16 protein-coding genes and 1 tRNA gene are annotated in these 15,635 nt (G+C 64.9%); 12 read left to right on the forward strand and 5 right to left on the reverse strand.

The window, feature by feature from the left end; all coding sequences use genetic code 11:
- Together VSX60_RS01120 and VSX60_RS01125 are read right to left on the reverse strand one after the other, a co-directional pair.
- Window positions 1-126, reverse strand: a 126-nt coding sequence (locus tag VSX60_RS01120; protein ID WP_327622475.1) for a conjugal transfer protein TraD, incomplete at its 3' end; no start/stop codon positions are given.
- A gap of 1 nt (window position 127) precedes the next feature.
- Complete coding sequence (locus tag VSX60_RS01125) at window positions 128-454, reverse strand: conjugal transfer protein TraD (RefSeq protein ID WP_327622281.1); 327 nt, start codon at window positions 452-454, stop codon at window positions 128-130.
- A gap of 171 nt (window positions 455-625) precedes the next feature.
- Here VSX60_RS01125 and traA point away from each other — a divergent pair, with 171 nt between their 5' ends.
- The 9 genes from traA (at window position 626) to VSX60_RS01170 (ending at window position 9,634) form a co-directional block, all read left to right on the forward strand.
- The gene (gene traA / locus VSX60_RS01130; RefSeq protein WP_327622282.1) at window positions 626-3,721 is read left to right on the forward strand and encodes a Ti-type conjugative transfer relaxase TraA; all 3,096 of its coding nucleotides are present in this window, start codon (window positions 626-628) and stop codon (window positions 3,719-3,721) included.
- Between the two features lie 130 nt (window positions 3,722-3,851).
- Window positions 3,852-4,070 (forward strand): helix-turn-helix transcriptional regulator, encoded by a 219-nt coding sequence (locus VSX60_RS01135; RefSeq protein ID WP_327622283.1) that lies wholly within the window; start codon window positions 3,852-3,854, stop codon window positions 4,068-4,070.
- A gap of 100 nt (window positions 4,071-4,170) precedes the next feature.
- Window positions 4,171-4,317, forward strand: a complete 147-nt coding sequence (locus VSX60_RS01140; protein ID WP_327622284.1) for a hypothetical protein — start codon at window positions 4,171-4,173, stop codon at window positions 4,315-4,317.
- A gap of 87 nt (window positions 4,318-4,404) precedes the next feature.
- A complete protein-coding gene (locus tag VSX60_RS01145; RefSeq protein WP_327622285.1) occupies window positions 4,405-4,701 on the forward strand; it encodes a type II toxin-antitoxin system RelE/ParE family toxin in 297 nt (98 codons plus the stop codon).
- A 14-nt stretch (window positions 4,702-4,715) separates the two neighbouring features.
- A complete protein-coding gene (locus VSX60_RS01150) occupies window positions 4,716-5,024 on the forward strand; it encodes a HigA family addiction module antitoxin (protein WP_327622286.1) in 309 nt (102 codons plus the stop codon).
- 55 nt (window positions 5,025-5,079) lie between these two features.
- Window positions 5,080-6,882, forward strand: a complete 1,803-nt coding sequence (locus VSX60_RS01155) for a recombinase family protein (protein ID WP_327622287.1) — start codon at window positions 5,080-5,082, stop codon at window positions 6,880-6,882.
- Window positions 6,866-7,462, forward strand: coding sequence for a DUF3489 domain-containing protein (locus VSX60_RS01160; protein WP_327622288.1), 597 nt, complete (start codon window positions 6,866-6,868; stop codon window positions 7,460-7,462). Before VSX60_RS01155 ends, VSX60_RS01160 begins: the two co-directional genes overlap by 17 nt.
- Window positions 7,463-7,476: 14 nt before the next feature.
- Window positions 7,477-7,923 carry a DUF2924 domain-containing protein gene (locus VSX60_RS01165; protein WP_327622290.1) on the forward strand — a complete coding sequence of 149 codons (447 nt, stop codon included), beginning with the start codon at window positions 7,477-7,479 and terminating at the stop codon, window positions 7,921-7,923.
- Window positions 7,910-9,634, forward strand: coding sequence for a recombinase family protein (locus tag VSX60_RS01170; RefSeq protein ID WP_327622291.1), 1,725 nt, complete (start codon window positions 7,910-7,912; stop codon window positions 9,632-9,634). Before VSX60_RS01165 ends, VSX60_RS01170 begins: the two co-directional genes overlap by 14 nt.
- Window positions 9,635-9,914: 280 nt before the next feature.
- Here the strand turns inward: VSX60_RS01170 and VSX60_RS01175 are convergent.
- A tRNA-Gln gene (locus tag VSX60_RS01175) sits at window positions 9,915-9,989 on the reverse strand.
- Window positions 9,990-10,152: 163 nt separating this feature from the next.
- Between VSX60_RS01175 and VSX60_RS01180 the strand changes: the two genes are divergently transcribed.
- Window positions 10,153-11,343, forward strand: a complete 1,191-nt coding sequence (locus tag VSX60_RS01180; protein WP_327622292.1) for a DUF3616 domain-containing protein — start codon at window positions 10,153-10,155, stop codon at window positions 11,341-11,343.
- A gap of 8 nt (window positions 11,344-11,351) precedes the next feature.
- The gene (locus tag VSX60_RS01185; RefSeq protein WP_327622293.1) at window positions 11,352-12,254 is read left to right on the forward strand and encodes an MBL fold metallo-hydrolase; all 903 of its coding nucleotides are present in this window, start codon (window positions 11,352-11,354) and stop codon (window positions 12,252-12,254) included.
- Between the two features lie 28 nt (window positions 12,255-12,282).
- On the opposite strand, the gene VSX60_RS01190 is transcribed toward VSX60_RS01185, so the two are convergent.
- Together VSX60_RS01190 and VSX60_RS01195 are read right to left on the reverse strand one after the other, a co-directional pair.
- Window positions 12,283-13,221 carry a DUF1499 domain-containing protein gene (locus VSX60_RS01190; RefSeq protein ID WP_327622294.1) on the reverse strand — a complete coding sequence of 313 codons (939 nt, stop codon included), beginning with the start codon at window positions 13,219-13,221 and terminating at the stop codon, window positions 12,283-12,285.
- 72 nt (window positions 13,222-13,293) lie between these two features.
- Window positions 13,294-14,922 (reverse strand): fatty-acid--CoA ligase, encoded by a 1,629-nt coding sequence (locus VSX60_RS01195; protein WP_327622295.1) that lies wholly within the window; start codon window positions 14,920-14,922, stop codon window positions 13,294-13,296.
- A 176-nt stretch (window positions 14,923-15,098) separates the two neighbouring features.
- Between VSX60_RS01195 and VSX60_RS01200 the strand changes: the two genes are divergently transcribed.
- The gene (locus tag VSX60_RS01200) at window positions 15,099-15,503 is read left to right on the forward strand and encodes a hypothetical protein (protein ID WP_206455406.1); all 405 of its coding nucleotides are present in this window, start codon (window positions 15,099-15,101) and stop codon (window positions 15,501-15,503) included.
- Window positions 15,504-15,635 lie beyond the last annotated feature (132 nt).

Raw genomic sequence — 15,635 nt, forward strand, 5'->3', positions numbered from 1 at the left:
CATCGCGCCGTAGATCATGGCGCGATCATCGCCGGTCAGGTCCGCAATGCCGGACTTGACGACGAGACCGCCGAGTTCAATCAGATGCCGCGTGCGTTTGCGGCGTTCGACCTGCCAAGTGCGCATGTCATGCCGCGCCCGCGCCGCCTGATGCCGGTTGCGTGCTGCCCGATTGCGCCGGAGCGCCGCCAATGTCGCGGTCAGTCGCTTTTGCAGATCGCCGCGATTTGCTGCGAAAGAACGCGGCCCCGCGCTTGGCCCAGGACTCCCTCCTCCCGGCATCGGTTGTTTCGGCCAGCACGATCAGCGCGCCCGCCAGTTCCTCGGGGCTGAACGCATCGGCGCCGGTGGCGATCACCAATTCGCCAAGCTGCTGCATCTTGCGGATCTTCAGGTCTTTAGCCTTGTCTTCGAGAGCTTTCAGTTCCGCGTCATAGTCCCGTGGCTTGCGCATGGCATCCTCCAGAAGCTGTTGATGCAGCGATGTTAGTTGAGCGCCTGCCGCAATGCTGTAAGGTTGTCGGGACGGTCTGGCACGCGCCGGTCCAACCCGAGATTTTTTCGAGGGAGGGCGCGCTTATACGTCGTTCCGACGTGCGCTTGACCGTGCCAATGCTTGATCGCGATGGCGATCTATCATCTTCACGTCAAGGTCATTGGCCGCAAGGCCGGGAGCAGCGCGGTGGCCTCCGCCGCTTACCGTTCCGCCTCGCGGATGCGCGACGAGCGGATTGACCGCGTTCAGGACTTTTCCGCCAAGCGGGGCGTCGTCCATTCCGAGGTGCTGCTGCCGGAGAACGCGCCTGAGGCATGGAGCGACCGCGAACGACTGTGGAACGACGTCGAAGCCTTTGAGGTCCGCAAAGACGCCCAGCTTGCCCGTGAGGTGGAGTTCGCCCTTCCGCGCGAGATGAGCAAGGCTCAGGGCATCGAACTCGCCCGCGACTTCGCGCAATCGGAATTCGTCGACCAGGGCATGATCGCCGACCTCAATGTGCATTGGGATATCGGCGAGGACGGCACGCCAAAACCCCATGCCCATGTCATGCTCACCATGCGCCAGATTGAGGTAAATGGGGACGAGAACGGCTTTGGCCGGAAGGTCCGCGACTGGAACCGCACCGGGATGGTCGAGCGGTGGCGGGAGCGTTGGGCCGGGCATGTCAACGAGCGGCTGGCCGAACTCGACATCGACGCGCGGATCGATCATCGCAGCCTTGAAGCGCAGGGCATCGGGCTTGAGCCGCAAAGCCAGATCGGCGCACCCGCGCAGCGGATCGAGACACATCGTGTCGAGACACGTTGTGTCGAGGACGACGGCATCGAGACACGTCGTGTCAAAGGCGAAGGGATCGAGGCGGCCGCCACCGTTGCGGATCGGGCCGAGATGCACCGGCAGATCGCCCGCGACAATGGCCAACGCATCATCGCCGATCCGTCCCTCGCATTGGATGCGATCACGCATCAGCAATCGACCTTCACGCGGCGCGGAATGGCGCGGTTCGCGCATCGGCACAGCGACGGCATCGACCAGTTCAATGCGGTGACACATGCCATAGGAAACGCGCCCGATCTGGTCGAACTGGGACGGGACCGACGCGGCGAGGACCGGTTCACCACCCGCGACATGATCCAAGCCGAACAGCGCCTGCACCGCGCCACTCAACTCATGGCCGGGGCCGAACGCCACGAGGTCGATGACAGGTACACAGTGGCCGCACTGGCGCATGCCGAACAGCGCGGCCTTGTCCTCTCCGACGAACAGGCCGATGCGCTGGCGCATGTCACCGACGGGCGCGATCTCGGCATCGTGGTCGGCCATGCCGGAACGGGAAAGAGCGCGATGCTGGGCGTCGCGCGGGAAGCCTGGGAGGCATCGGGCTATGACGTTCGCGGCATCGCTCTGTCCGGCATCGCCGCTGAGAATCTCGAAAGCGGATCGGGCATAGCATCGCGCACCATCGCCAGCATGGAACATGGCTGGCGGAACGGCCGCGATCTGCTCACCAGCGGTGACGTGCTGGTGATCGATGAGGCCGGCATGGTCGGCACGCGCCAGATGGAGCGCGTGCTGTCCCATGCCGCCGACGCCGGCGCGAAGGTCGTACTGGTCGGCGATCCGCAGCAGCTACAGTCCATCGAAGCGGGCGCGGCCTTTCGCTCGATCCATGAGCGCCACGGTGGCGCGGAGATCGGCGAGGTGCGTCGCCAGCGCGAGGACTGGCAGCGCGACGCCACGCGCGATCTGGCAACCGGCAGAACCGGCAATGCGATCCATGCCTATGACAGTCATGGCATGGTGCATGAAGCCCAAACGCGGGAACAGGCGCGCGATGATCTGATCGACCGCTGGGACCGCGACCGGCAGGCCGAACCGGATCGCAGCCGGATCATCCTCACCCATACCAATGCCGAGGTGCGCGCCCTCAATGAAGGTGCGCGGGAGCGAATGCGGGACGCGGGCGATCTGGGTGAGGACGTGCGCGTCGCCGTCGAACGTGGCCCGCGCAGCTTCGCCAGTGGAGACCGCGTCATGTTCCTGCAGAACGAGCGCGGGCTTGGCGTGAAGAACGGCACGCTCGGCACCATCGAAGAGGTCAGCCCCAGGAACATGATCGTGCGCACCGACGATGGCCGCTTCGTCTCGTTCGACCTCAAAGATTACGACCGCATCGACCACGGCTATGCGGCGACAATCCACAAGGCGCAGGGCATGACGGTGGATCGGACGCATGTGCTGGCCACGCCGGGGATGGACGCCCACGGCAGCTATGTCGCGCTGTCCCGGCATCGCGACGGCATGGACCTGCATTATGGCCACGACGACTTCGCCGGTCAGGACCGGCTCGCTCGCACCCTGTCGCGCGACCGGGCCAAGGACATGGCATCCGACTACCAGCAGATCGACCCGGCGCGGGATTACGCCGAACGGCGCGGCATCACCTTCCGCGCCCGGGTTGCCGAGATCGTGCGTAAGGTCGTGCCGGAAAAGGTGCGCGGCATGTTCGACGGGTTGCGACTGCCCGCCGATGGCGGACAGGGGCCGGAACGGGCAGCGCCGACGCCGGGCGCTGGCGAAGCGCAGGGGCCGGTACGGGAAAGCGCTGCGGCAAAGGTCCGGCGAACGACGGATGCGCCGGAAAGAGCCGTGGCGGCGGCCCCGGAGGCGGCACTGCGCAAGGCCCGCACCGATGCGCTCATCCGTCATGCCCGCGCGGTGGACGCGATCTTCAGCGCCGAAGATGCGGGCGGCAAGCGAAGCCCGGACCAGATGCGGAAACTTTCCGACGCTCGCAAGGCTTTCGAGGGCGTGCGGCCTCATGGCTGGCGGGATGCGGAAGCAGCTTACGTGAAAGAGCCCGGCCTCGCCCGAGAGGCAGGTGCAGGCAGGGTCAACCGCGCCATCCGGGCGCTCCAGCTGGAAACCGAAATCCGCACCGATCCCAGCCGCCGCGCCGACCGCTTTGTCGAGCGCTGGCAGAAGCTGGACCGCGCCAGCCAGCATCAATACCAGGCGGGCGACATGGCGGGCTACAAAGCCACCCGGTCGGCAATGGGCGACATGGCCAAGAGCCTCGAACGCGATCCGCAGATGGAATCCCTGCTCGCCAACCGCAAGGCCGCGCTAGGCATCGACATGGAGGCTGGCCGCCGACTCGGCGCGGCCCTCGCCCTCTCTCACGGTCTCGACCTCGGGAGAGGAAGGGGGATCGGGATATGAGAACCGTCCTATGTGCCGCCGTTTCCATCCGGCGCCGCGACGGTTACCCGAACCCTCTTGCGCCCCGGCAAGGGCCTGTCCTGACTGGACAAAGAGCCGTCAGAAACCGCCAGCCGGAGGCATCGCATCCATGCCCGCACCAGACCGTATCGTCCGCCTGAATACCGTCCTCGCCCGGACGGGCCTGTCTCGCTCCACTATCTACCGCAAGATCGCCGAGGGCACGTTCCCCGCCCAGATGAGGATCAGCATCAACGGTGCTGGTTGGCATGAATCCGACATCGACCGTTGGGTCGCCAGCCCCGCGTTATGGCGGCCCAGCAGCAAGTTCGACTTCGATGACCTCTGATCGCGCGGACGACGGCGCAGGGGCAGCGTCTCGTTCCCGGCGCGTCAGGCCGCCGACCGTATCGGAGCAGCTTGAAAACCTGCTCGGATACCATGTGCCCATGGGCCGACCGCCCAAACATGACCTGTCCATATGGACCGTCACCGACGACTGGCCCCATCCCGTTCCGGTCACACAGGCCGAGGTCGAAGTGTTCGAGCAATGGTTCGGTGATCTCTTCGACGAACTCTTCGGTCCGGGCGGCTGATCCCGACCCCGAGCGATGGAGGATCAACAGGAAGTATTGCAATATGAGTTATAGTGTGGTACATAGGCTCAAATTTGGGGTAAGCGAATGATCGTCGGCTTTCGGGATGACTGGTTGCGGGCCTTTTTTGTGGATGATGTCAGCTCGCGCAATATCCCGTCCGATCTTGAAGCCCGGTTGTTCCGCAAGCTCCAGATGATTGACGACGCCGTAACCGATCAGGACCTGCGCGTTCCGCCCAGCAATCACTTCGAGAAGTTGCGCGGTAATCTGGCGGGGTTCCATTCAATCCGCGTCAACCAGCAATGGCGGCTGATCTTTCGCTGGGATGGCAAGCGCGGGGAGGCGGACGGGATTTATCTGGACGATCACAGTTACCGATGAGAGCGAGGCCGACCATGCTAACCACGAAGCGCAAGCCGGCCACTGTCGGTGAAATCCTGACCGAAGAGTTCATGCAGCCGATGGGCCTGACCCAGGGTGCGCTCGCCGAGGCGATGGGCGTTCAGCGCAAGCACGTCAACGAGTTGTGCGGCAACCGCAGGAATGTGACCGCCGCGACCGCGCTTATCCTCGCGCGCGTGTTCGGCAACAGTCCCGACTTCTGGCTTAACGTGCAGCGGCGCAACGATCTCTGGGAAGTCATGAACACGCCAAGGGAGCGCGAGCGTATCGAACGCGCCCGCCCATTGAAGCGCGCCGCCTGAGCCTCATACGACCGGATTGTTCGGTCCCGACACTTGTTTGAGAAGGAGACCGGACATGCCCGTCACCTCTTCCACGATCCCCCAGCGCGCCGCCCTCTATCTCCGCGTTTCGACGGCGCGGCAGGCCGAGCATGACGTGTCCATCCCGGACCAGAAGCGGCAGGGCGAAGCTTACTGCGCTTCGCGCGGCTACCAGCTTGTCGAGACCTTCGTGGAGCCCGGCGCGTCCGCCACCAACGACCGCCGCCCGGAGTTCCAGCGCATGATCGAGGCGGGCACGTCCAAGCCCGCGCCCTTCGATATCGTCGTGGTCCATTCGTTCAGCCGCTTTTTCCGCGATCACTTCGAGCTTGAGTTCTATGTCCGCAAGCTCGCCAAGAACGGCATCAAGCTCATCTCCATCACGCAAGAGATGGGCGACGATCCGATGCACGTCATGATGCGCCAGATCATGGCGCTGTTCGACGAGTATCAGTCCAAGGAGAACGCCAAGCATGTCATGCGGGCCTTGAAGGAGAATGCCCGGCAGGGCTTCTGGAACGGCTCGCTGCCGCCTATCGGCTACCGTGTCGTCGCAGCCGAGCAGCGTGGGGCCAAGACCAAGAAGAAGCTGGAGATCGACCCGCTACACGCCGACACGGTGCGGCTGATCTATCGCCTTGCGCTGGAAGGGGACGGCACCACCGGCCAGATGGGAGTCAAGAACATCGTCTCCTACCTCAACGGCCGCCGCATCTTCACCCGCGACGGCGGACGCTGGGGTATCGGGCAGGTCCACCGCATTCTGACGCGCCGCACCTATATGGGCGAGCATGAGTTCAACAAGCGTAGCAAGTCCAAGGAACTGAAGCCCGCCAGCGAGATCGTGACGGTTCCGGTCCCGCCGATCATCGACCGGGAGACCTTCGACGCGGTCCAGGCGCGGCTCAGGGCGCGCAATCCCAAGGTCATGCCCGCCCGCGTCATCAGCGGGCCGACCATGCTCACCGGCCTGATCCATTGCGCCAAATGCGGTGGGGCCATGACGATCCGCACCGGCAAGGGCGGGCGCTACCGCTATTACGCCTGCTCGATGAAGGCGCGGCAGGGACCAACCGCCTGCGAGGGCATGGCCGTGCCGATGGAGAAGCTGGACGATCTGGTCGCCGATCACCTTGAGAGCCAGCTTCTTCAGCCCGAGCGGCTGGAAACCATCCTCGCAAGCGTGCTCGACCGGCGGCAGGAGCAATCCGAGCGCCGCCGCGACCATATCGCCGAACTGAACAAGCGGGCCGCCGAATCGGAACTGCGGCTCAAGCGTCTCTACGACGCCATAGAGGCGGGCGTGGCCGATATCGACGATCCCGCGCTCAAGGACCGCATCTACGGGCTCAAGGCCATCCGGGATCAGGCCAAGGCCGACGCAGAGCGAGCGCAGGCCATGCTCTACAACTCCGGCAGCAAAGCCGTCACCCCGCAGATGGTCCGCGCTTTCGCCAAAACCGCCCGCCAGCGCATCCGGCTCGACGGCGGCGGCTACCGCCGCGACCACCTGCGCGCGCTTGCCCAGCGTGTCGAGGTCGCCGAGGGCGAGGTTCGGATCATGGGATCGAAGTCCCGCCTGCTACAGGCGCTGATCGGAAAAAATGGCGTAAATTCAGTGCCCACTCAGGGACTGAAGTGGCGGAGAGAGAGGGATTCGAACCCGCAGTCCCGAAGACGGCGCAGAAAGAGCAGACAGGCCCCAATTCGACTGGACTTCCGCGAGAGGGGAAGCATGCATGGTCCGAGCCCGGGAGCACCTCGGGCTTCAGGTGGTAGCAGCGCAGGCATTGGGCCGGCGCACCGAATGGGAGAAACCCATGACGACCACCACTAAGCTGACCGACACCCACCTCGTCATCCTGAGCCATGCTGCGCAGCACCCTGAAGGCCACGTCCTGCCACTGCCTGACGGCGTCGGCAAGAAGGGCGGCACCGGCACGCGAGCGCTGAAGTCGCTGCTCCGGCGACAGCTTATCCAGGAAGAGATTGCCGGCACCGAAGATCAGGAGTGGGCGCGCGCGGAGAATGGCGAACGCCTCACCCTCACGATCACGCCGGCAGGACTCGCCGCCATCGGGGTGTCCGGGGCGATCGAGCAGGCGGATGATGGATCGGCGGGAGAGCCGGTCACCACCTCTGCCGCCCCGAAGACCAGCTCGCAGGTGAGCAGGGACCTCGATACGAGCAACAGCGGATGCCCCGATGTAGTGTTTCGCGCCGATACGAAGGGCGCTGCCATCGTCGATCTGCTCCGACGGGAGGCGGGCGCGACACTTGCAGACTTGATGGCGGCGAGCGGCTGGCAGGAGCACTCGGTGCGCGGTTTCCTCTCCGGCACGCTCAAGAAGAAGCACGGGCTGACCATCGCCAGCGACAAGACCGATGGCATTCGCCGGTACAGGATCGCATCCTGAGGGGGGCGGCGGCGGTGAGAGATTGCACCCTTCTCGAAGAGATCGGCGGCCTCGCCGATCTCGACCTCGCCTCGTTGCGCAGCCGATGGCTCGGACTCTACGGCTCCGAGGCACCGGACCGCATGAGCCGAGAGCTTCTCATCCAGGCGGTCGCCTACCGACTGCAGGAGATCGCCTTCGGCGGCCTCTCCTCGGTCAGCCGCGCCACGATCACGAATGGCCGGGGATCGACGACGACAGAACGCATTCGTATAGATCGCAGTGTGAAGGCGGGCACGCGCTTCATTCGAGAGTGGCAGGGGCGGACGGTCGAGGTCGTCGCCAACGGAAGCGGCGGCTACCTTTATCGTGGCTGCACCTACAGGTCGCTCAGCGCCATTGCCAGGGAGATTACCGGCACAAGATGGTCCGGACCTGCCTTCTTCGGTCTCACGCGGGAGAGCAACCATGGCCCGGCGTAACACGGCACTGCCGGAAGGACGGCGCCACAAGCTGCGCTGCGCCGTCTATACGCGCAAGTCGAGCGAAGAAGGTCTGGAGCAGAGTTTTAACTCGCTCCACGCCCAGCGGGACGCCTGCGAAGCCTTCATCGCCAGCCAGATCCATGAAGGGTGGAGGCTATTGCCGGAGGCATATGACGATGGCGGCCTCTCCGGCGGTTCGATGGAGCGCCCTGCCCTCAAGCGGCTTCTTGGGGATGTGCGTAGCGGGCTCATCGACATCGTGGTCGTTTACAAGGTTGACCGGCTGACCCGCTCGCTCGCCGACTTCGCCAAACTCACGGAGCTGTTCGAAGCCCACGGCACCTCGTTCGTTTCCGTCACCCAGGCCTTCAACACCTCGACCTCGATGGGGCGGCTGACACTCAACGTCCTCCTCTCCTTCGCCCAGTTCGAGCGCGAGGTGGCGGGGGAGCGCATCAGGGACAAGATCGCCCTGTCGAAGCGGCGGGGCATGTGGATGGGCGGCCTCCCGCCGCTCGGCTATGACGGTGTTGACCGCAAGCTTGTCATCAACGAGCCCGAGGCTGAGACGGTGCGCGAAATCTTCCGCCGTTACCTGGAGGTCGGTTCCATCGCCATCTTGAAGCGATCGCTCGATGCCGAAGGTATCGTTTCCAAACGCCGCCGCTTCCGCGACGGCAAGGAGATGGGTGGCGTGAGCCTCAGCCGCGGCGCGCTCTACCAGATCCTGCGCAACCGCCTATACCGCGGCGAAATCGAACATCGCGGAGAGGTTCATCAGGGCGAGCACAAGGCTATCATCCCCGACAAGTTCTGGAGTGATGTGCAGGCCCGCTTGGCGGACCAGAGCCACCGGCCGCGGGGATCGAAATCCCGCGCCGCCTCGGCACCCTTGGCGGGCCTGCTTTTTGATTCTGACGGCAACAGGATGAGCCCGACCTACGCGATCAAGTCCGGGCGGCGCTACCGCTACTACACATCCGCGCCGCTCGTTCGCGGCACCGCCGACGGCAAAGGCATGCGCGTGCCGGCGCCGGACGTCGAACGACTGGTCGTCACCACTATCGCCGATCACCTCACCGATCCGCAATGGCTGGCCGGAATCGCACGAGGTGCCGAGCTCTCCCAGCTGACCAGGATCATCAGCTCCGCACAGCGGTTGTACCAATCGATGGGGGAGCCGGCCGAGCAAGAACTGCAGCTCAAGGCGATCCTGCAGATCATCGAGCGGATCGGGGTGGCCGAGGACAGCGTGACCCTCGCCATCAACCGAATGGCGCTGGGTGAGGCGCTGGAGATCGCAGAGCCTGACTGGATCGCGAACATCGCCGACGTTGAGGAGCCGATCGAGATCGCCGTCGCCATTCGACTGCAGCGATGTGGCAAGCAGGTCCGGCTCATCCTCGGGGAGGTCAGCAGCAAGACGAGATTACCCCATGCCGATCTCGTGCAACTCGTACGCGATGGCCATCGGTGGTTCGAAGACCTGCGCTGCGGCCGGGCAGCCACCATCGCCGCGATTGCCAGACGGGATCGGCATCAGGTCTCCCATGTCAGCCGCAACCTGTCGCTTGCCTTCCTCGCCCCGGATATCACGGAGATGATCCTTACCGGCCGACAGCCCATCACGCTGACGCCCGAGCGATTGAAGGCCGCGCGTCCCCTGCCTCCGGGCTGGAACGAGCAGCGCGCCATCCTGCTTGACTGACTCATCATCCGGCAATCCAGATGATATCCTTGGCTTCCGCCGGGGCATTGCTCGTTCACCTGGCATTATGCCAGCCCGCGGACTTGCTCCTGGTGTTTCGCATCATCCCGCGAGCATGTCGGGAATCTAACCGACGGAGAATGCGAGGCGACCATCGCGCGAATTTCGGCCGAATTGGCTTTGGAGAGAGCGGCACCGGCGGCGGGCTAGCCGCTAACCTCCGGAAACCACGGAGGTTCCTGGGGAGCACTCGCATGTCGCGGAAATGCCAGAGACTGGCTGGCTGGGGCGGCAGGGTTCGAACCTGCGAATGGCGGCATCAAAAGCCGCTGCCTTACCACTTGGCGACGCCCCAAAGCTCGCGTCCGGTGGCGTGCTATAGCCTCTGGCCGGCCGTCATGCAACGACCGACCGCGCGGCAAATCAATCATGTTTTTCGCTGATCGCCGCCGGGCAACTTGCATCATCCGCAGCCTGCCCGATGTACCGCCCGGAAAACAGCGGCAGGATGACACACCATGGCCAAGGGCAAGCAGACCCAACTCTCGAAACGGGCGGGCGCGGAAAAGAAGGCAGACCTGCTGCTCGATCGCGGGCCGGCGGCCAGGGTCGATCTGTTCTTCACCCATCAGGACCGGCTGGCCCATGTCGATGATCCGATCTGGCAGGATGTATCGGCGCTCGCCGTCACCGGCCGCTCGATCTTCTGCACTTGCGACGAGACCTCGACCATCGAGCGCGTGAGCTTCGATCCGAAGACCGGCAAGGCTGGCGAGCACACACATTTCGTGCTCGGCGAGACCTTTGACCTGCCGGAGGGACCCGGCGGCGAGATGGATATCGAGGGTCTGGCGGTCGCCGATGGCTATCTCTGGATCTGTGGCTCGCACTCCCTGAAACGCGACAAGCCGGAGGATGACGGGCTCAAGGACATGGAGGACATCGACTGGGACGCCAATCGCGGGTTTCTCGGCAAGGTGCCGCTGCTCGATCGGGGTGACGGCGTTTTCGATCTCGTGGCGGCGATCGAACCGCTCGACGGCGCGCCGGCGCGCGCGGCCCGGATGGTCCCCATGAGGAAATCCCGGAAAACGCCGATCCGCAAGATGTTGGCCAAGGATAAGTTGATCGGCCCGTTCATGGATCATCCCTGCAAGGAAAACGGCTTCGACATCGAGGGGCTCGCCGTCACGGGAAACACGGTCCTTCTGGGGCTGCGCGGCCCGGTCGTCGGCGGCTATGCGATGATCGTTCGCATGGAGATGAAGGACGCCAAGAACGGGTTCCTGAAGCCGCGAAAACTCGATGGCGGCAAACGCTACAGGCTGCAGGCGATCAATCTCGACGGCCAGGGCATTCGCGACATGCATTGGCAGGACGGCCGGCTGTTGATTCTGTCCGGCGCCACGACCGATCTGGAAGCCCTGCAGTCGGTCTTCGCCATCGAGGACTACGATCCCGAGCGGAACATCTACGAGGACGACGCCTTGGCGCGCGTGCTCAACCTGCCGGCGATCCGCGGCTCCGACCATGCCGAGGGAATCGCGCCGATCGAGATCGACGGCGTGGCGAAACTTCTCGTCGCTTATGATTCTCCGCACGAGGACCGGACCGACGCCAAGACCCAGCGCCTGACCACCGACATGTTCGAACTCGCCTCGGCGCGATCCGCGTCGCCGAAGCCGCGCGCCGCGGGCGGCAAAGGTTGAGCAGGCCAGTGACCAGCTTCGATACCGCCTTCGACCCCGCCTACGGAAAGGCCGTCCCCCTCGGCGACTCCGTCTGGCGGGTCACCGCGCGCAATCCGAGCCCGTTCACCTTTCATGGCACCAACAGCTATGTCGTGGGCGACGATCGTTGCTTCGTCGTCGATCCGGGCCCCGACGACCCGGCGCATCTGGACGCGCTGCTCGTCGCGATCGACGGCCGTCCGGTCGATGCAATCCTGTTGACCCATACCCATCGCGACCACACCGGCCTGGTCGACCGGCTGAAGGACATTATCGGCGCTCCGCTTCTCGGCGGCGGGCCGCATCGCCCGATGCGCCCGCTGCTGGCCGGCGAGGAAGCGCTGATCGAGGCCGCTGGCGATGCGTCCCTCGTCTTCGACCGCACGCTTCCGGACGACGAGACGCTGGTCCTCGGCGGCACGAGCGTCACGGTAATCGCCACCCCCGGCCACTGCGCCAACCATCTGGCCTTCGCGATCGGCACGGACGGAACGGTGCTGTCGGGCGATCACGTCATGGCCTGGTCGACGACGATCGTCGCGCCACCGGATGGCGCCATGCGGGACTACATGAATTCGCTCGATCGCCTGCTCGCTCGCGACGATTCACGCTATCTGCCCGGCCATGGTGGCGCGGTCGGACGGCCGAAGGCCTTCGTGCGGGCGCTCATCGGCCATCGCCGGATGCGCGAGAATGCGATCCTGACGCGTCTTCGCGCCGGTGACCGGACGATCCCGGCGGTCGTCGCGGCGATCTATCGCGGCACCGATCCGAAGCTGCACGGCGCCGCGGGTTTGTCGGTGCTGGCCCATCTGGAAGACTTGGCCGAGCGCGGCCTGGTGGCGGCCGACGGGCCGCCGACGCTCGATACCCACTTCGCGCCCGCTTGACTGCCACAGGCCGCCCCGGGAAACGAGATCAGCCTCCCGTGTCGACCGTCTCCAGTCCGGCCATCGCCGTGTCGAGATCTTCGAGGAAGCGCTCGATAAAGCGACGATTCTGGCCGAAGTCGACATCGATCGAGCGTGAGACCGATTGCAGATCGACGAAACTCTCGTCGCCGTCCTGGACGATGCGGATGCTGATATCGCTCGGCAGGGCGAAGAGAAGATCGCGGGCGATGGCGCTGATCCGGTATTGTTCGCTATCGGGCCGGTCGAGCGGATCGGGAGCGGCCTCGGCATCGATTCCGGCCCGCGCCGTTGGGATCGGGATGTCGCCAGCTCCGCTAACGCCGAGGTCACCACCGGCCAGTTCCGGCGCCGCGACGACGGCACTGGCCGGACCTTCGGCGACAACACCGCCGACCTGCCAGCCCAGATCATCCAGCACCACACGCGCGGCGGCATAAACCCGTGGCGCGGTGGCGACGAAACGCCGCCCCGGAACAACGCTCGGCTCCGCCAGGGCCGCCTCGGGCGCGGCCACAACCGGCGCGTCGGCAGGCGCTTGAGGCTCGATCACCGCGGCGGGACCGTCGGGGTCCAAGCCGTCCGTATAGGCGGCGTTCGTCCTCGGATTCACGGCCGCGAGATAGGCCGTATAGGCAAAAGGAGAGAGCACGATGCTCGCCAGGACAAAGGCCCCGAGCGCCGCGCCGCCGCCGGCGACCCCCTGGAACCAGACCCGAACGAGCCCATACAGGGAGATCAGCAACGCCAGCGCGGCAACGCCGGCGGTCAAGAGCAGAAGGCCGATCAAGGCCTGCGGCACGATGGCCCCAAGCCTGAAGATGGCAAGCGACGTGACCAACAACATCAACGCGAAGGCCGCCAGCCTGCGGGCAAAGCCCGCCAGCCGCAGCCGCTTGCGCAGATAGTGCCCCGAAACCGGGAGCCGTCCGTAAATCGAACTCATGGGCGATCCTTAAAAGCCACGGCCCTGTCGCGTCGGCCCCGGCGGCCATTGAACCGCCGGTACGCGCATAACTCAGGCCGTGGGCAGGCGATAGTCACGAAACTGATCCCTGAGTGTCGTCTTCTGTATCTTGCCGGTCGCCGTATGGGGAATTTCCGACACGAAGGCGACGTCGTCCGGCATCCACCATTTGGCGACCTTGCCCTCCAGAAAGCCGAGAATGTCTTCCTTGGAAGGCTCCCGCCCCTCCTTGCGGACGATGACGAGCAGCGGCCGCTCGTCCCATTTGGGATGGGCGAGACCGATCACGGCGGCTTCCGCGACATCGGGATGGCCGACGGCGAGATTTTCCAGATCGATCGTCGAGATCCACTCACCGCCCGACTTGATGACGTCCTTGGCGCGGTCGGTAATCTGCATGTAGCCGTGCTCGTCCATATGGGCGACGTCGCCGGTGTCGAACCAGCCGTCGTCGTCGAACACTTCCGGGCCGGTGTTCTTGTAGTAGCTACTGGCGACCGCCGGGCCGCGCACCTTGAGACGGCCGAAGGTCTTGCCGTCCCACGGCCGCTCGACATTGGCGTCGTCGGTCACCTTCATTTCGACGCCGAAGGGCGGGTGGCCCTGCTTCTGTTCGAGATCGAGCAGCGCCTCGCCCTCAAGATCGGCATATTCCGGCTTGATGGTGCACAGGCTGCCGAGCGGACTCATCTCGGTCATGCCCCAGGCATGGATGACCTGGACGCCGTAATTGTCCTGGAATTTCTGCGTCACGGCGCGCGGACAGGCGGCGCCGCCGATCACCACCCGTTCGAGGTCGGGCAGTTCACCACCCTCCTTCTCCAGGTGCTGCAGCAGCATCAGCCAGACCGTCGGCACGGCGGCGCTGAAGGTGACCTTTTCCTGGGTCAGCAATTCGAAAACCGAGGCGCCGTCCATCTTGGCCCCCGGCATCACCATCGCGGTTCCAGCCATCGGGCAGGTCAGGGCGAGTCCCCAGCCATTGGCATGAAACAGCGGCACGATCGGCAGCAGCCTGTCGCGCGAGGACAGGCCCATCGCATCGGGCTGTTGCGCCATCATCGAATGCAGAACGTTCGAGCGGTGGGAATAGAGCACGCCCTTGGGGTTGCCGGTGGTGCCGGACGTGTAGCACATGCCGGCCGCGGTGTTTTCGTCGAACGCCTTCCAGACGAAATCGCCGTCCGCCTCGGCCAGCCAATCCTCGTAGCAGACCACGTTGGCCAGTTTCGTCTCCGGCATATGCGCGGCGTCGGTGAGAACGATGATCTTTTCCAGGCTCGGAACCTTCGGCGCGATCGCCTCGATGATGGGCATGAAGGTCAGGTCGACGAAGATGAAGCGATCTTCGGCATCGTTCATGATCCAGGCGATCTGATCCGGGAACAGCCGCGGGTTCAGCGTGTGATAGATCGCGCCGATGCCGAGGATGCCGTACCAGCATTCGAGGTGGCGCCAGGTATTCCAGGCCAGGGTGGCAACGCGATCGCCGAGCTTGATGCCGTCGCGCTCCAGCCGCTGGGCGAGTTGCAGGGACCGCGTCCGGACCTCGCTGTAATTGGTGCGGTGGATCGGCCCCTCGACCGAGCGCGTGACGATTTCACGGCGCGGATGATAGGTCGCGGCGTGATCGATCACCTTCGAGCAAAGCAGTGGCCATTGCTGCATCAAACCCTGCATGAATATTCCTCCCTGGCGTCGAGGGTTCCAGACGGTTCCCGTTCGCGACGCCAATGTCGGCAACGGCCCGGCGTTTGTCCAGACGCCGCGAGCGAGACCTGACCGTCGCCACAGTTCGGCCGCTTGCCGGAGTCAGGTTTCGATCCCACACGCGAGTAGGGACTAGGAGCGATACGATGCAGGTGGACGCACAGACGGCAATCGGCGCGGGGTCTGGAAACGAGGCTCTCGGCGCGGTCGAGTTCGAACTGGCCCTGGACATGCAGGATCCGACACGGATCGCTTTCGACGAATGCGTGCGTTCGGCTGCCGCCGTGGTCGGCGGAGAGCTCCTGTTCGACATGCCGTCGGATGGCTCTGTCGAGGATGCATCCCGCATTGCCGCAGTGCGCGTCGCCACCCCTCAGCGCGAGGACATTCTGTTCGCGATATTGAACGAGGCCGGCGACACCATCCGCAATCCGGATCGCGAGGAGATCGGCGAGCGCTTTTATGGCTTCGCCCGCGCCTTCGTCGGCGTCCTCACACGCATTCGCGACGCCATGCCCTTCGGCGGCATGGAAACCGAAGGCTCGGCCTGACGAGCGGCAGTCCCGTCTCGGTCGGACGAGTCGAGGACGGAACCGACCGCCCCGACGAACGACGCCGCAGCGGCCGAATTCAGGTCACGCCGGGAACGCTTACCGAATAATCGATATTTATCCGGCGTGATT

Source organism: Aurantimonas sp. A3-2-R12 (assembly GCF_036016755.1).
Taxonomy (GTDB): domain Bacteria; phylum Pseudomonadota; class Alphaproteobacteria; order Rhizobiales; family Rhizobiaceae; genus Aurantimonas; species Aurantimonas coralicida_A.

Bases quoted from the DNA above. Each gene is read 5' to 3' on its own strand.
- VSX60_RS01180 (WP_327622292.1), top strand. From the start codon at position 10,153: ATGGCCAAGGGCAAGCAGACCCAACTCTCGAAACGGGCGGGCGCGGAA.
- traA (WP_327622282.1), top strand. From the start codon at position 626: ATGGCGATCTATCATCTTCACGTCAAGGTCATTGGCCGCAAGGCCGGG.
- VSX60_RS01195 (WP_327622295.1), bottom strand. From the start codon at position 14,922: ATGCAGGGTTTGATGCAGCAATGGCCACTGCTTTGCTCGAAGGTGATC.
- VSX60_RS01150 (WP_327622286.1), top strand. From the start codon at position 4,716: ATGCTAACCACGAAGCGCAAGCCGGCCACTGTCGGTGAAATCCTGACC.
- VSX60_RS01160 (WP_327622288.1), top strand. From the start codon at position 6,866: ATGACGACCACCACTAAGCTGACCGACACCCACCTCGTCATCCTGAGC.
- VSX60_RS01140 (WP_327622284.1), top strand. From the start codon at position 4,171: ATGGGCCGACCGCCCAAACATGACCTGTCCATATGGACCGTCACCGAC.
- VSX60_RS01190 (WP_327622294.1), bottom strand. From the start codon at position 13,221: ATGAGTTCGATTTACGGACGGCTCCCGGTTTCGGGGCACTATCTGCGC.
- VSX60_RS01200 (WP_206455406.1), top strand. From the start codon at position 15,099: ATGCAGGTGGACGCACAGACGGCAATCGGCGCGGGGTCTGGAAACGAG.
- VSX60_RS01155 (WP_327622287.1), top strand. From the start codon at position 5,080: ATGCCCGTCACCTCTTCCACGATCCCCCAGCGCGCCGCCCTCTATCTC.
- VSX60_RS01145 (WP_327622285.1), top strand. From the start codon at position 4,405: ATGATCGTCGGCTTTCGGGATGACTGGTTGCGGGCCTTTTTTGTGGAT.
- VSX60_RS01170 (WP_327622291.1), top strand. From the start codon at position 7,910: ATGGCCCGGCGTAACACGGCACTGCCGGAAGGACGGCGCCACAAGCTG.
- VSX60_RS01135 (WP_327622283.1), top strand. From the start codon at position 3,852: ATGCCCGCACCAGACCGTATCGTCCGCCTGAATACCGTCCTCGCCCGG.
- VSX60_RS01125 (WP_327622281.1), bottom strand. From the start codon at position 454: ATGCGCAAGCCACGGGACTATGACGCGGAACTGAAAGCTCTCGAAGAC.